Source organism: Candidatus Baltobacteraceae bacterium, from assembly GCA_035502855.1.
Lineage (GTDB): Bacteria > Vulcanimicrobiota > Vulcanimicrobiia > Vulcanimicrobiales > Vulcanimicrobiaceae > Aquilonibacter.
Genome location: DATJTX010000003.1, coordinates 1 through 14,650, shown reverse-complemented (window position 1 = coordinate 14,650; position 14,650 = coordinate 1). Strand labels below are relative to the sequence as shown.

Here is a 14,650-nt window from a genome sequence, read left to right as displayed (position 1 = left end):
GATAGTATAAAGAAGCAATGATCAAGCACGACGTCGTCGTCATCGGCGGCGGCCTCGCCGGCATGCGCGCTGCGGTGGAAGCCGCGGAGGGCGGAGCCGACGTCGCCATCGTCTCAAAAATGCATCCCGTCCGCTCGCACTCGGGGGCTGCCCAAGGCGGCATCAACGCCGCCCTTGGAAATCGCGAAGATGATTCCCCCGATGCCCACACCTTCGACACCGTCAAAGGCTCCGATTATCTGGGCGATCAAGACGCCATCGCCGCGATGTGCGAGGACGCGCCCAATCAAATCATTTGGCTCGAGCACCGCGGCTGCATCTTCTCGCGCCTTCCCGACGGCCGCATCGCCCAGCGCCCGTTCGGCGGCGCCGGCTCTCCGCGTACGTGCTACTCGGCCGACGTGACGGGCCTGGTGATCCTGCACACGTTGTGGGAACAGCTCGAGCGTTTCGGCGTGAAGGTCTACGAAGAATATTTCTGCACCGCGCTCGCGATCGACGGCGGCGTCGGCACCGGCGTGATCGCCTATAACATGCGCAACGGCGATCTCGAGCATATCGTCGCGAAGGCCACGATTTTCGCGACCGGCGGCGCCGGCCGCATGTTCTTGAAGACGACCAACGGCTACGCCTCGACGGCGGACGGCATGGGCATCTGCTACAAAGCCGGCATCCCGCTGATGGACATGGAATTCATGCAATTCCATCCGACGACGCTCAAAGAGAACGGCGTGCTGATGACCGAAGGCGCGCGCGGCGAGGGCGCCTATCTGCTCAACGCGCAGGGCGAACGCTTCATGTTCAAGTACGCGCCGAACAAAGGGGAACTCGCCTCGCGCGACGTGGTATCACGTGCCGAGTGGACCGAGATCCTGGAGGGACGCGGCATCGACGGCTGCGTGCTGCTCGACATGCGCCACCTCGGCCGCGAGAAAATTCTCGAACGTCTCCCCCAGATTCGCGAGCTCGCGCTCGACGCGACCGGCAAGGACGCCGTGAACGAACCGATTCCGATTCTCCCCGGCGCCCACTACTTCATGGGCGGCATCGAGACCGACAAATTCGGCGCGACGCGCGTCCCCGGCGTGTACGCCGCCGGCGAGTGCGCGTGCGTGAGCGTCCACGGCGCGAACCGGCTGGGCGGCAATTCGCTGCTCGAAACGATCGTCTTCGGCTCGCGTTCCGCCAAGCACGCCGTCGACTACATCAAGAAGGTCGGCGACGGGAAGCCCTCGGACCGCACGCTGCGGGCCGAGCAAGATCGCGTGGCCGCGCTCCTGGGGAGCAAGGGCGGCACGCGCGCGCCGAAACTGCGCCGCGCGATGAACGAGACGATGAGCGAAAACGCGTTCATCTTCCGCGACGAGAAGGGTCTGGCCAAGGCGGTCCAAGACATGGATCGCGTGCGCAAAGAATTCGATGCCGGCGTCTACGTAATGGACAAATCCAAAACGTTCAACACCGACCTCGTCTCGACGTTCGAAACCGACTTCCTGATCGACGCCGCGTATGCGCTGGCGAAGGGTGCGTTCGAACGCAAAGAATCACGCGGCGCCCAGGCACGCACCGATTATCCTGAGCGCGACGATGCGAACTGGATGAAACACACGCTGGCGTGGCGGCAACCGGACGGCTCGCCGCGGCTGGACTATTCGCGCGGCGTCACCATCACCAAGTTCGCTCCCGAAGTGAGAACGTATTAGTCATGGCTAAGGTAAAGCTCGATCTCTTTCGCTTCGACGAGGCCGTCGACACGGTTCCCCACCGCGATCTCGTCGAGGTCGAGGTTCCGGAAACCACGACCGTGCTCGACGCGCTCGAAACCGCCAAGGCGGAGGTCGACGGATCGATCAGCTTCCGCCGCTCGTGCCGTTCCGCGATCTGCGGCTCGTGCTCGATGAACATCAACGGCATCACCGGGCTTGCCTGCAAGACCAACTGCAAGGACGTGATCAAGGCCGACGGGACGATTTCGGTCGACCCGATGCCGAATTTCCAGCCGATGAAGGACATGGTCGTGCATATGGACCCGTTCTGGGACAAGTACGCACGGCTAAAACCGTACTTGCAGCCGGCCGATCGCGACGAAGATCATCCGCGCGAGCGCCGCGTCTCGCCCGACGACATGAAAAAACTGGTCGCCGTCGCCAACTGCATCATGTGCGCGACGTGTTACGCGCTGTGTCCGGTGGTCAGCGTCGACCCCGCCTTTGCCGGACCGGCCGCAATCGCCTACGCCTACCGCTTCATCGAAGACGTCCGCGATGCCAAGCGTGCCGATCGCATCGCGCAGATTTCTGAAGATTATCTTTGGCTCTGCGCGCACTGCTACGCGTGCTCGTACTGCCCCAAACACGTCGATCCGAACGATCGCATCATCGACGTCAAACGCGCCTCGATCAAGGACCGCGTGCTGATGAACGAGAGCGGCCCCCGCCACGCGCTCGTCGTCTCCAAGACGATCAAGCAAACCGGCATGCTGGCCGAGACCGAGGTGATCCTCGGCACCGTCGGGCGCTTCAACGTCCGCGGTCTGCTCAAAGTCACGCCGTTGGCGCTGCGAATGGTCGCGCGCGGCAAGCTGACGCCGGTCGAGATGGCGGTTGGGGGAACCGCTCCCATGTTGGGCGTTCCTTCGATCAAGCCGATTCCGAAAGTCGACGAAGTCCGTACTATTTTCGAGTCCTTGGAGGTTCCGGTTAGCTGATGTCTGCAACGCTATTGCCCGAAGAAAAGGCGATCGACTCGCACAAGGCCTCGCGTTCGCGTGAAACGCGCCGCTACGGATTCTTCCCAGGATGCGTGGCCAAAGAGTCGTGCAAAGAACTCTTCAACTCGACGATGCTGCTGGCGGACAAACTCGGCATCGAATTGGTCGAGCTCACCGCGGCATCGTGCTGCGGCGCCTCCGTCGTCAACGACGTCAACCGCGACGTCGCGCGCGTGCTCAACGCGCGCACCTACGCTCAGGCCGAGGCGCTCGGCCTCGACGACGTGATCACGATCTGCTCCACCTGCACCGGCCACATGCGCGCCGCCAACAAGGAACTGCTCGAGAGCGAAGAGCGCATGGCACAGGCCAACGCGATTCTCGGCAAGTTCGGCGCCAAATACCAGGGCAACGTGATGGTGCGCCATCTGCTCTGGCTGCTGATCGACGACATCGGCCTCGATTGCCTTCGCGAAATGGTCGTGCGTCCGCTCAACGGGCTCAAAGTGGCGCCCTTCTACGGCTGCCACATCATCCGGCCCGAGAGCGTGAACGGCTGGGAGTCGGCGCGCAATCCGCACTCGCTCGAGGACGTGATCGCGGCGATCGGCGGCGAGCCGGTCGACTACGCCGGCAAGACGCGCTGCTGCGGCTTCCACATTCAGCTCGAGAAAGAGGGCACCGCCGCCGACATGGTCGGTCAAAACATGCGCATTGCCAAGGACCATGGCGCAGAAGCCGTGATCACGCCGTGCCCGCTCTGCCATTTGGCGCTCGATGGATATCAGCAAGATTCGGCGGCACGCTGGGGCCGGACCGATCTGCCGACGTTTCATCTCCCGCAGTTGGTCGCGTTTGCGCTCGGCGTGCCGGCGGAGAAGCTCGGGCTCAACAAACACCTGATCGATCCGCGAGCGATCATGGTGGAACGCGAGCTGATCAGCTAGCGAATCAATTTGAGCCGGCGGTCGGCGAAAACGCGGACGTGCGACTCGTAGTTGCGCTCCATCCCGTGCTCGCTGTGCACGCGCGTGCGCACGATGTAGTCGACGCTTCCGTCGGGGTGCCGCGTGCTCGCGCTGAAGTGCATGAGGTGACGCCCGGTGCGCTGCACCAGCCGCCCGTGCTTGCACAGCAAAATTCCGATCGCGTGCTCGAGATTGAGCGACGGATGCACGGGCGGCTGGGCCGGGGCGGCGGACTGCTTCGAAAACCAGGTACTCACGTTAGTATTATCGGATGCGTACGGTGACCAGCGGTTTCGAGCCGGTAAAGATCGCCCGGCCTTAACGTAGATTTGATCGACACGAGAACGGTACCGGGCTCCGGCAGGCCAATGAGGAAGCGGCAATGTCATGGTTCAAGGGTAAGGCTTCATCCAAACCGGCGAGCGTCGACGAGCCCAAGCCGAGGCCGGCCCACGCCCACCACGAACCGCACGTTTCCCGCGAGATGCACGAGCGCCTCGCCCACTTTTTGGTAACCCACAAGCGCCTCGAACTCCGGAACGGACATCCCCTCATGCACGTGATCGGGGTTTCGCACAATCACCACGACGGTAGCATCGACTACGCGGTGCGTTCGCGGATACGCGGGATCGACGGGAAGGACCACCGCTTCGATTCGCAGATCCGCATCTACGCGACCGGTCACCTACGCCTGCTTCGATAGAACCAATTCCCGGATCGCTGCATTCGCCGCCAGCGCGGCGGCGCGGCGCGCCTCGTTGGGATCGTCGCGCACCGGCACCACCGCGCGCATCGTGGCGTTCGCTTCAAAGAAGAGCACGTTCCCCCGCGCGTCGAGCCCGAAGTCGATGCCGAAGTACTCGAGACCGATTCGCTGCGCCGCGGTTTCGATCGCGCGCATCGCGCGCTCGCCGATCGCGGTCCGCATGTTACGCAGAAACGCTTCTTCTTCTGCGACGGCCTCGGGCGTGCGCGCCAGATCCGCCGAAAAATAGTGCACCTTCCAGTGCGTCGACCTCGCAAGATGCACCGGATAGAGCCGGCCGCCGATCGAGAGCACACGATATTTGCGGTAAGCTCCGTCGGCGCCGCGCGCGTCGAGCAGCTCGATCGTCAGGAGGCGTTCGCCCGGGAGGGCCGCCGCAACAGATTCCAGTTCGCTCCGATCGCGCGCGAGTTCGAAGAATTCGCCGGCATGATATCCCGGCGCTCGCACCAGCACCGGATACCGTTCGACCCGCGCGAGCTCGTCGCGTCCGACGGCCTCGATATGGGGCACGATCAGACCGTCGATGTTGCGCAGGCGCTGCGCGACCTGCACGCGCCCGGTTTCGCGCACCAGTTCCGGCGGATTGATCGCCGTCGCGCCGTGCGCCTGCAGCAACGCGTGCGCGGAGAGGAGCGAGCCTTCACAAAGATCCGCATCGCCGATCCCGTTGAAGATCACGTCGTGCGGCGGCAGCGGCAAGTCGGCTTCGTAGTAGTCGGTGAAGAGTTTGACCACCATGAAGGTGCGATCGTCGAACGGAACGTCGGTCGGTACGTTCCCGCGATACGCCGAGCAGAGGAGCAAGACCGAGACCGGCGCTCCTGCGCCGCGAAACGCGCTCACGACAACCGGCATCGCCGCAAATCCCGCCTGCCGGTGTTCTTCTGCCGCCTCATGTTCGCCAAGCCGTCCGAGGACGTGACTGAGCCCTTGATGCGCGGGTGAAAAAGCAGGGTCGAGCGCGATCGCGCGCTCGTAGAGCTGCCGTGCCTCGGGCAAATCGCCCGATTCCAGCAATGCGTTGCCGAGGTTTGCCAGCGAGCGAAGGTCGCTCGGATCGTGCTTGAGGGCTTCGGCGTACGTCAGGCGCGCAGCGCTGCGATAGCCGGCGTTGTACAGCAGCGTCCCCAGATTCCCGAGCGCGGCGACGTGGGATCCGTTGCGCTTGATCACTTCGATGTAGGCGTCGCGCGCCTCGTCGTTGCGCCCGAGCTGATCGAGGATGCAGGCGCGCGCAAAGAGCAGCTCCGGATTGCCGGGATTTTGCTGGAGCCGTTCGTCGATATCGCGCAGATCGCGCATATTCGCGAATGAGGGAAGCACAGCGAAAGGGTGGTGCGCGCGGATCGCCAAGGCTTCCTTCCCGCCCGACGGAGGAGCCCGGCCATGCAGCTCGAGCCATACATCCTTTTCCACGGGACCGGGTTGTTCGGTCAATTGACCGACCGGTTCGGCATCCAATGGATGGTCTCGGCGAACGAGTGAGCACGCTCGTCCACCCGGCGACGCCAACCGAAATTGACCGGTCGCTGAGCGAACTTCGCGAAGGCGCAAAGCGGTGGGTCGCGTTGCGCGTCTCGGCCAAAGCCGATCTCCTCGAGCGGGTTCGTGAGTCCGTCTATGGTCAGGCGGCGCGTTGGGCGCAAGCCGGCGCACAGGCAAAGGGCATCGCGAATACGCCCCTCGCGGGCGAAGAATGGGTGAGCGGACCCTGGGCGGTGCTCTATGCGCTCAACCGCTACATTCGCACCCTGCGTGCGATCGCGCGTGACGGATCACCGTACGTTCCCGCCGGCCGCGTGCATGAGCGGCCCGATGGTCGTCTCGCTGTCGACGTCTTCCCGAACGGCCTCTACGACTACGTGCTGCTCTCGGGAGTTCACGCACAGGTCTGGATGCAGCCGGGCGTGACGCGCGAGAATCTCGCGTCCACGGCAGCCGTGTGGTACAAGCAATCCGCGCCGCAGCCCCGCGTCGCGCTGGTGCTCGGCGCCGGCAACATCTCCGCGATTGCGCCGCTCGACGTGCTGTACAAATTGATCGCCGACGGCGCAGTTTGCATCCTCAAGATGAACCCGATCAATGACTATCTCGGGCCGGTCTTCGAGGACGCGCTGCGCCCACTCGTCGAAGGCGGGTTTTTGCGATTCGCATACGGTGACGCCGAGGTCGGCAAGTTGCTCACCTCGCATCCGCTCGTCGACGAGATTCACGTCACCGGCAGCGATCGCACGTTCAATGCGATCGTCGCGGGCGGCGCGAACAAACCGATCACCGCCGAACTGGGCAACGTCAGCCCGACGATCGTCGTGCCCGGGCCGTGGAGCGCGGCCGACTTTCGTTTTCAAGCCGAGCAAATCGTCACCCAGAAGCTCCACAACGACGGGTTCAACTGCATCGCCGCACAGGTGCTCGTGCTGCCGCGCGATTGGGACGGCACGCCGCGTCTGATAACGCAGATCGAAGCAGTGATGCGCGATGCGTTCGATCGTCCGGCCTATTATCCGGGCGCGGCCGATCGCTGCCTGCGCTTAGCCGCGGGACACGACGCCGAGCCCTACGGGCGCAGCGGCGAAGGCTTCACGCCGCGCACGCTGGTTCGGATAGGCGATGCCGGCGCAGCCGATCCGAATTTCGAGATCGAGGCGTTCGCGAGCGTGCTCGCCGTCACGACCCTGCCCGGCGATACGGCGGCGTTCTTGCGCGATGCCGTCTCATTTGCCAACGACCGGCTATGGGGAACGCTGGGCGCCAATCTGGTGGTGCATCCGAAGACCCTGCACGAGCACGCAGGTGATCTGGATGCCGCGGTGGCGGGTCTTCGCTATGGCTGCGTAGCGGTCAACGCTTGGACCGGCGTGGGCTTCCTGCTCACCGAGACGACGTGGGGTGCCTATCCCGGCCATACGATGAGCGACGTGGGCAGCGGCATCGGCGTCGTGCACAACGCGTACCTCTTCGACCGCGCCGAGAAGAGCGTCGTCTGGGCACCCTTTGCACCGTTCCCGCGCAGCTTTGCCGGCTATGGTGGAACGCTGATGCCCAAGCCGCCGTGGTTCATTAGCAATCGGCTCGCCGATAAGATCGGCGAAGCGCTGGTCGATTTCGAGATGCGTCAGACGCCGCTGAACGCAGCCAAAGTCGCGATGCTCGCTATGCGCGCTTAGGAGGCGTCGAGTCGACCAAGTAGCTCACGCGACGCGGAATCGTCCCACATTAATCCGTGTCGCGATCGATTTCCGTTGCGAGCTCGTCGCGCAGCTCGCGCTTCTTGCGTTTGCGGTTGTAGCGGGTGAGCGTTTCGTGCGCCCCGGCCGGACGCAGATTCGTCGGCGGCCACAACCGCGGCACGAGTTTCATCTTCCGCCGCTTCTTCTTACGCATGACGCTCATAGCGTAACAGATCGCGCTTGTACGCGCGAACGACCCGGTCGAACCGCATGCCCAAGCGATACGCTAACGCGATCGACGCCGCGTTGTCGGGGTTGATCAGCGCGTAAACGGCGGACAGCTGCCGAGAGCGCAGGCAATACTCGATAACCGCCGATGCGGCCTCCTGGGCGTACCCCTGGCGCCACACTGCCGAGTCGAAGACCCAAGCGATCTCGACGTAGCCTTCGGGCATCTTGCGCGGGCCGCAGCGTCCGATCAGCGCGCCGTCGCTCTTGCGCACGACAGGCCAGCATGAAAACCCGTCGCGCTCTTGCAAACCCGTCTCTCGCGCAATCCACGCCTGCACCTGTTCCATCGTGGGCTTCTGTGTGATCAGATAACGCGCGACTTCAGGCTTCTGCGCGATCGCATAAAGTGCCGGTGCATCGCCCGGCATCCAGGTGCGCAGGATCAACCGCTCGGTCTCGATATAGCTCACTGACCGATGGCGCCCGCACTCCGCAACATCCGCAGCACGCGCTCGACCGGGAGTCCGTATACGGTCGCGCCGCCGCGACCGGTCATCGTCTTTGCCTCGAAAAGCGCGTCGTAGATCGCCGCCTGCGTCGCCTCGGCGGTCGCGCTGTAAAGCGCGTTGAGCACGTCGTCGTCTTCGACGATGCGCTTCACCGGTGCGCTGACCTCGAAATTGCCGGTGCGTTGAAACACCTCGGTCGTCGAAAAACCGACGAACAGATCGCCGCTTCCGACATCTGAGGTCAGGCCCGTCCGCCCCATGCCCAGGCCCGCTCGCAACAAGAGCGCGCGGATTTCGCGGCTGTCCAGCGGCGCATCGGTCGCGACGACGATGATGATGCTGCCGCTCGCCGCCCGCCCGTGCAGCGAGGCCGCCGAGACGCGTTTGGGATAGACCGTCCGGTATTCGCTCTTGAGCCGCTCGCCGACCGGAACGCCGACGATCGTGAGCGCATCGCGCAAACTGCCGGTGTTGTCGTTCACCAGCACGCCGACGCGATAGCCGCCCAGACTCGCCGGCAGCACGCGCGATGCCGAGCCGATGCCCGCCTTGAAGCCGAAGGCCCGCATCCCCGTTCCCGCGCCGACGCTGCCGCGCGCGAACTGGCCCGGCACGGCGGCGTCGAGCAGCGCCCGGACGTCGCCGGGCCCGACCGGACGCCGCTGAATGTCGGTAAGCAACTGGTCGTCGCACTCCGCCACGACCGGCAGCGGGACGTCGTCCGTGATCCCGACCTGCGGGTGGTGCTCGATCACCCAATCCACGACGCCGTCGTCGGCCCGGCCGATATCCAGGGTGTCGGTGAGCACGATCGGTTCCTCGAGATAACCGGCGGCCTCGATCCAGTGCGTTCCGGTCATTTCGCCGTTCCCGTTGAAGCTCAGGAACGCTGCGGCCACCTTGCGGTCCCACGGATCGGCGTTGGGGAGAACGGCCGTCGCCCCCGTCCGGATGTCCTGGCCCCGGATCAGCGTGAGATTGGCAACCCGGACGCCTGCGACATCAGTTATCGCGTCCAGCGGCCCGGAGGGGAAGAATCCAAAGTGGAAGGGCAAAACGGCTACGGCGCGGCCCCCGCAGGCCAAGGCAACGATGATCGAGCCCGCGGCGATAGAAGCGCATAGCACTAGGGGAAAACGCTTTGGCATGGCCCTCTCCTTTGAACTCCGTGCAGGCGCGGCCTGCGCACCTCAAAAAGTAGGTTAAATGCTTACCGTTCCGGACAAACTCAAAGCCGCCAATCTGTGGGAGAATCTCACCCCGCCGCAGCTCATCGAACACGCGCTGCGCCGCGGCGAAGGCGTGCTGGGCCGCGATGGGCAGTTCATCGTCGATACGCGCCCGCACACCGGACGCTCCCCGAAAGACAAGGCGTTCGTCAAAGAGCCCTCGAGCGAAAGACATATCGATTGGGGCGACACCAACCGTCCGATCGACGCCGGCGTCTTCGACGCCTTGCTCGACAAGGTCGAAGCGTATTTCTCCGAGCGCGACGTCTACGCGCTGGATTGCTACGTCGGAGCGGACGAGCGCTACCGCGTGCCGATTCGCGTCTACACCGAGTTCGCGTGGCACAATCTTTTTGCGCATCATATGTTCATTACACCTGAAACGCCCGTGCCCGGATTCGTTCCGGAATTCACGGTGATCGACGCGGCGCAATTTCAGGCCGATCCCGGGCGCGACGGTGTGCCGAGTTCCACTTTCATTTTGGTGAACTTCGCACGGCGCATGATCCTGATCGGCGGCACGAAGTACGCCGGCGAGATCAAGAAATCGATCTTCACCGTGATGAATTATCTCTTGCCGCTCCGTGAGACGCTGCCGATGCACAGCTCGGCGAACGCCGGCGCGAGCGGTGACGTCGCGATCTACTTCGGCCTTTCGGGAACCGGTAAAACGACGCTCTCCTCGGATCCGCACCGGCCGCTGATCGGCGACGACGAGCACGGCTGGTCGAATGACGGCGTGTTCAATTTCGAAGGCGGCTGCTATGCCAAGGTGATTCGCCTCTCGGCTACGGCCGAGCCCGAGATTTGGGCGGCGACCCACCGCTTCTCCACGGTGATCGAAAACGTCGTGTACGACGATCGCACGCGCGAACTCGACGTCGACTCCGAAGCCAAGACCGAGAATACGCGCTCCGCGTATCCGCTCGAATACATTCCGAACATCGTGCCCGGCAGCATGGGCGGCCATCCCAAGACGATCATCATGCTCACCGCCGACGCATTCGGCGTGCTTCCGCCGATCTCCAAACTCAGCCGGGATCAGGCGATGTATCATTTCCTCTCCGGCTACACCGCCAAAGTTGCCGGCACCGAGCGCGGCGTGACTGAACCGACGGCTACGTTCTCGACCTGCTTCGGAGCGCCGTTCATGGTCCATCACCCCACGGTCTACGCGAAATTACTCGGCGAGCGCATCGATCGCCACGAAGTGGACTGCTGGCTCGTGAACACGGGCTGGACGGGCGGCAAGTACGGCGTGGGCAAGCGGATGTCGATCGCGCACACGCGCGCCATGGTCAACGCCGCGATCGAAAAACGCATCCAGGGCGAATTTGAAACCGAGCCGTTCTTCGGTCTGAAGATTCCCAAGAGCGTTCCGGGGATTCCGGCCGAGGTCCTCAACCCGCGCAATGCTTGGCCGGACAAAAACGGATACGACGAGCAGGCGCGCAAACTCGCGCAGCTCTTCTACGACAACTTCAAACGATTCGAAGCACACGCATCCCCGGCGGTTAACGCGGTCGCGATCAAGCCCGCCGCCAAGTGAATCCTCGCGCGCGTGCACGAATTCTACGGGTTCGATCACATCGACTGCCGCGTGCGCTCGCTCGCGGCAGTCGAGGCGTTTTACGACGATTTGATGCCGGAGGTCGGCCTGACCGAAAAGCGCTACGCCTACGTCGATCCTGACGGCGAATGGCACCGCGAATTCGACGCGTACAACGCGATCGAATATTATGAGGCTGCGCACCCCACCAAGCCGCGCCGCTTCTTCGGCGTAATCGAGAACCCGCTTCACCGCAACAACGACACCCGCATCGCGTTTCGCGTCGCCTACGAGCGGCTCGACGAGCTGATCGCCGTGCTGCGCCGCATCGGTGCAGCCGGAATCGAGCTCAGCGAGGAGATGGAAACCTATCCCGCGGTCTTCTTCGAGGACCCGGCCGGAACCAAACTCGAACTGATCGGCCGCGAAGTCTGATCAAAATGCCACGCGGCACGCGCCGCTTGGATCGACCGATACGGTGAGCTGCGCGAAACGGTCGACGTAATAGTCGGCGCGCGAACATGCGCTCGCGGAGCGCCCGCGCAGGATGAAAAGCGCGTCCATTCCGGCGGCGCGCGCGGAATCGACGCCGGAGGATGAATCCTCGACGGCTAGCGCCGATGAAGGTTCGATCGCCAGGCGCTCGGCTGCGAGCCGGTAAGGGTCGGGTGAGGGCTTTCCGTGCAGCACGTCGTCGGCGCTCACCAGCACCGGCGGCACGAGCAGTCCGGCGCGCGTAATCACGGCAGCGGCCGCGCGCCGGGGCATCGACGTCACGATCGCCCAACGCGCCGCTCCAAGTCCCGCCAGCGTCTCGCGCGCTCCGGCGATCGCCGATCCTTCGTCGGAGATCAGCGTCCCGAACAGATCGAAGCAGATCGCCGCGTAGGAAAGCTCCATGGGTAGCGTGCATTCTCCGCGCATGAGCGATACTCTCGCAATTCTCGTGGGCGGTGGTCCCGCACCCGGCATCAACGGCGTCATTGCGTCCGCGACGATCGAAGCGATCAACGCGGGGCTGCGCGTGATCGGTATCTACGACGGCTATCGCGACCTCGTCGACGGCTCGCCGGTAAAGACCACCGTGATGACGATTGACGACGCGACCCGGATTCAAGGCAGCGGCGGTTCGTTCTTGCGCACCTCGCGCACCAACCCGGCCAAGGACGCCGCATCCCTCGATCGCACGGTGCACTCGCTCGACGTGCTCGGCGTGCGCTACTTGATCTGCATCGGGGGCGATGACACGACCTTCGGCGCCGCACGCATCGCCGAGCACACCAAAGGGCGCATCGGCGTCGCGACGGTTCCCAAGACGATCGACAACGATTTGCCCCTTCCCGACAATGCGCCGACGTTCGGATTCGAAACCGCGCGATCGGTCGGGGCGCAGATCATCGAAAGTCTCCTGGAAGACGCGCGCACGACCGTTCGCTGGTACATCGTCGTGAGCATGGGACGCAAATCCGGCGCGCTCGCGCTCGGCATGGCCAACGCGGCCGGCGCAACATTGGCGGTGATCCCGGAAGAGTTTCCCGGTGGTACGCTCGACCTCGAGTCGGTCGTTGACCTGCTGGCCGGCGCGATCGTGAAACGCCGCGCGCAAGGACGCGATTACGGCGTCGCGGTCGTGGCCGAGGGCATCGTCGAGCGTGTTTCCGCCGACACGCTCAAGGCACTGGAAAACGTCGCGCGCGACGCGTACGGCCACGTGCGCCTGGCCGATGTGCCGATCGGCGCATTGCTGCGCGATCGCGTGCGCGAACGCCTTACCCGCCTCGGCATCGAGGCAACCGTGCTCACCAAGGATATCGGTTACGAACTGCGCTGCGCAAAACCGGTGGCCTTCGACATCGACTACACGCGCACGCTCGGATACGGCGCCGTTCGCTACCTGCTGGGCGGCGGCAGCGGCGCATTGATCGCGCTCTCCGGGGGTCGCGTGCAACCGGTCTCGCTGGAGAGTTTGCTCGATCCGGCGACGGGGCGCATCCGCACGCGCCTGGTCGACGTGCACGCCGAGGCGTTCGCCGTCGCGCGCGACTATATGGTGCGCCTGGACAAGCGCGATCTCGAGCCACCCCACGTCGCGCAGCTCGCCGCGCAAACGAATCTCGACGAGCGGGCGTTTGCCGAGCAATTCGGACGAGCTAGCATCCCGATGTGAAGACGGCCAGGGTGTGCGGGCCCGAGGACGACGAGAGCCCGCGAAATTTCTATCGCGGGCTCATCGTGTCTATAATCTGGCGTCGACCTACTTTCGAGGGGCCCTGCGGCCCGACTATCATTGGCGCTGGCGGGCTTAACTGCCGTGTTCGGGATGGGAACGGGTGGGACCCCGCCGCTATGGACGCCAGAAACTTGTTGGGGTTTCCCAAACGACGTGGGTCGTTTGGGGGTCCCAAACTGGATCCCCATCCGCGATGACGAGCCGGAGCTCCAGTCGATCGCGGGTGGGAAATTCGGGTACCCAAACCGCGCTAGCGGTTTGGGCCCAAAGCTGTACAGAGAAGAACTTCCAGGTGCCAACTATGAAGGCGTAAGCGTAGTTAAAAATATCCGAGCGATTAGTACCGGTCAGCTTCACACCTTACGGTGCTTCCACCCCCGGCCTATCAACGTGGTGGTCTACCACGACTCTTCACCCTTACGGGATTGAAGTCTCATCTTGGGGTCAGTTTCACGCTTATATGCTTTCAGCGTTTATCTGATCCGAACATAGCTACCCGGCTATGCCCCTGGCGGGACAACCGGTTCACCAGCGGTTCGTTCGACTCGGTCCTCTCGTACTAGAGTCCACGCCCCTCAAACTTCCTACGCCCACAGCGGATAGGGACCGAACTGTCTCACGACGTTCTGAACCCAGATCGCGTACCGCTTTAATGGGCGAACAGCCCAACCCTTGGGACCTACTTCAGCCCCAGGATGCGACGAGCCGACATCGAGGTGCCAAACCGGGCCGTCGATGTGGACTCTTGGGCCCGATAAGCCTGTTATCCCCGGAGTACCTTTTGTCCGTTGAGCGACGGCGCTTCCACTTGCTACCGCCGGATCACTAAGGCCTGCTTTCGCACCTGCTCGACCTGTCGGTCTCGCAGTCAAGCTCCCTTGCTGCCTTTACACTCTACGCACGATTTCCGACCGTGCTGAGGGAACCTTTGCGCGCCTCCGTTACATTTTGGGAGGCGACCGCCCCAGTCAAACTACCCACCTGTCACTGTCCGGTGCCCCGATTCAGGGCGCACCGTTAGAGATCCAATACACCAAGGGTGGTATCTCAAGGTTGGCTCCACGCCAGCCGCAGCCGACGCTTCCAAGCCTCCCACCTATCCTGAGCGAAATGGATCGAACCCCAATACCAAGTTGTAGTAAAGGTTCACGGGGTCTTTCCGTCTAGCCGCGGGTACTCGGCATCTTCACCGAGACTGCAATTTCACCGAGCCCCTCGTTGAGACAGCGTTCAAGTCGTTACGCCATTCGTGCAGGTCGGAACTTACCCGACAAGGAATTTCGCT

Annotated in this window: 14 protein-coding genes and 2 rRNA genes; 7 read left to right on the top strand and 9 right to left on the bottom strand. The window is 63.7% G+C overall.

Annotated features, from left to right (window positions below):
* Window positions 1–17 precede the first annotated feature (17 nt).
* The 3 genes from VMF11_00530 to VMF11_00520 are packed head-to-tail and all read left to right on the top strand — an operon-like array spanning window position 18 to window position 3,657.
* On the top strand, window positions 18–1,703 hold the full coding sequence (locus VMF11_00530; GenBank protein ID HTU68776.1) for an FAD-dependent oxidoreductase: 1,686 nt from the start codon (window positions 18–20) through the stop codon (window positions 1,701–1,703).
* Window positions 1,704–1,705: 2 nt separating this feature from the next.
* A complete protein-coding gene (locus VMF11_00525; GenBank protein ID HTU68775.1) occupies window positions 1,706–2,707 on the top strand; it encodes a succinate dehydrogenase/fumarate reductase iron-sulfur subunit in 1,002 nt (333 codons plus the stop codon).
* A complete protein-coding gene (locus tag VMF11_00520; GenBank protein HTU68774.1) occupies window positions 2,707–3,657 on the top strand; it encodes a CoB--CoM heterodisulfide reductase iron-sulfur subunit B family protein in 951 nt (316 codons plus the stop codon). The genes VMF11_00525 and VMF11_00520 overlap by 1 nt, the downstream gene beginning before the upstream one ends.
* On the opposite strand, the gene VMF11_00515 is transcribed toward VMF11_00520, so the two are convergent.
* The 3 genes from VMF11_00515 to VMF11_00505 all read right to left on the bottom strand — a co-directional run bounded on the left by VMF11_00515 (window position 3,654) and on the right by VMF11_00505 (window position 5,749).
* A complete protein-coding gene (locus VMF11_00515) occupies window positions 3,654–3,935 on the bottom strand; it encodes a hypothetical protein (GenBank protein HTU68773.1) in 282 nt (93 codons plus the stop codon). The two genes, VMF11_00520 and VMF11_00515, sit on opposite strands and share 4 nt — an antisense overlap.
* Window positions 3,936–4,084: 149 nt before the next feature.
* Entirely contained in the window at window positions 4,085–4,363 is a 279-nt protein-coding gene (locus tag VMF11_00510) for a hypothetical protein (protein ID HTU68772.1), read from the bottom strand.
* Window positions 4,364–5,749: a tetratricopeptide repeat protein gene (locus VMF11_00505; protein ID HTU68771.1), complete on the bottom strand. Its 1,386-nt coding sequence runs from the start codon at window positions 5,747–5,749 to the stop codon at window positions 4,364–4,366.
* Between the two features lie 179 nt (window positions 5,750–5,928).
* Between VMF11_00505 and VMF11_00500 the strand changes: the two genes are divergently transcribed.
* On the top strand, window positions 5,929–7,614 hold the full coding sequence (locus VMF11_00500; GenBank protein ID HTU68770.1) for an aldehyde dehydrogenase family protein: 1,686 nt from the start codon (window positions 5,929–5,931) through the stop codon (window positions 7,612–7,614).
* 49 nt (window positions 7,615–7,663) lie between these two features.
* Here VMF11_00500 and VMF11_00495 read toward each other — a convergent pair whose 3' ends face one another.
* From VMF11_00495 to VMF11_00485, 3 genes are read right to left on the bottom strand one after another with little or no spacing between them, the layout of a single operon-like run.
* Complete coding sequence (locus VMF11_00495) at window positions 7,664–7,807, bottom strand: hypothetical protein (GenBank protein HTU68769.1); 144 nt, start codon at window positions 7,805–7,807, stop codon at window positions 7,664–7,666.
* A gap of 16 nt (window positions 7,808–7,823) precedes the next feature.
* Window positions 7,824–8,318 carry a GNAT family N-acetyltransferase gene (locus VMF11_00490; protein ID HTU68768.1) on the bottom strand — a complete coding sequence of 165 codons (495 nt, stop codon included), beginning with the start codon at window positions 8,316–8,318 and terminating at the stop codon, window positions 7,824–7,826.
* Window positions 8,315–9,484 (bottom strand): P1 family peptidase, encoded by a 1,170-nt coding sequence (locus VMF11_00485; protein HTU68767.1) that lies wholly within the window; start codon window positions 9,482–9,484, stop codon window positions 8,315–8,317. The genes VMF11_00490 and VMF11_00485 overlap by 4 nt, the downstream gene beginning before the upstream one ends.
* A gap of 79 nt (window positions 9,485–9,563) precedes the next feature.
* Between VMF11_00485 and pckA the strand changes: the two genes are divergently transcribed.
* Together pckA and VMF11_00475 are read left to right on the top strand one after the other, a co-directional pair.
* On the top strand, window positions 9,564–11,135 hold the full coding sequence (gene pckA, locus VMF11_00480; GenBank protein ID HTU68766.1) for a phosphoenolpyruvate carboxykinase (ATP): 1,572 nt from the start codon (window positions 9,564–9,566) through the stop codon (window positions 11,133–11,135).
* A 12-nt stretch (window positions 11,136–11,147) separates the two neighbouring features.
* Window positions 11,148–11,570 (top strand): VOC family protein, encoded by a 423-nt coding sequence (locus tag VMF11_00475; GenBank protein HTU68765.1) that lies wholly within the window; start codon window positions 11,148–11,150, stop codon window positions 11,568–11,570.
* Here the strand turns inward: VMF11_00475 and VMF11_00470 are convergent, their stop codons facing one another.
* Window positions 11,571–12,035 carry an HAD-IA family hydrolase gene (locus VMF11_00470; GenBank protein ID HTU68764.1) on the bottom strand — a complete coding sequence of 155 codons (465 nt, stop codon included), beginning with the start codon at window positions 12,033–12,035 and terminating at the stop codon, window positions 11,571–11,573.
* A gap of 22 nt (window positions 12,036–12,057) precedes the next feature.
* Between VMF11_00470 and pfp the strand changes: the two genes are divergently transcribed.
* Window positions 12,058–13,302, top strand: coding sequence for a diphosphate--fructose-6-phosphate 1-phosphotransferase (gene pfp, locus VMF11_00465; GenBank protein ID HTU68763.1), 1,245 nt, complete (start codon window positions 12,058–12,060; stop codon window positions 13,300–13,302).
* A gap of 74 nt (window positions 13,303–13,376) precedes the next feature.
* On the opposite strand, the gene rrf is transcribed toward pfp, so the two are convergent.
* Window positions 13,377–13,493, bottom strand: a 5S ribosomal RNA gene (rrf, locus tag VMF11_00460).
* 188 nt (window positions 13,494–13,681) lie between these two features.
* Window positions 13,682–14,650: ribosomal RNA gene (locus VMF11_00455) — 23S ribosomal RNA — on the bottom strand; the annotation flags it as partial.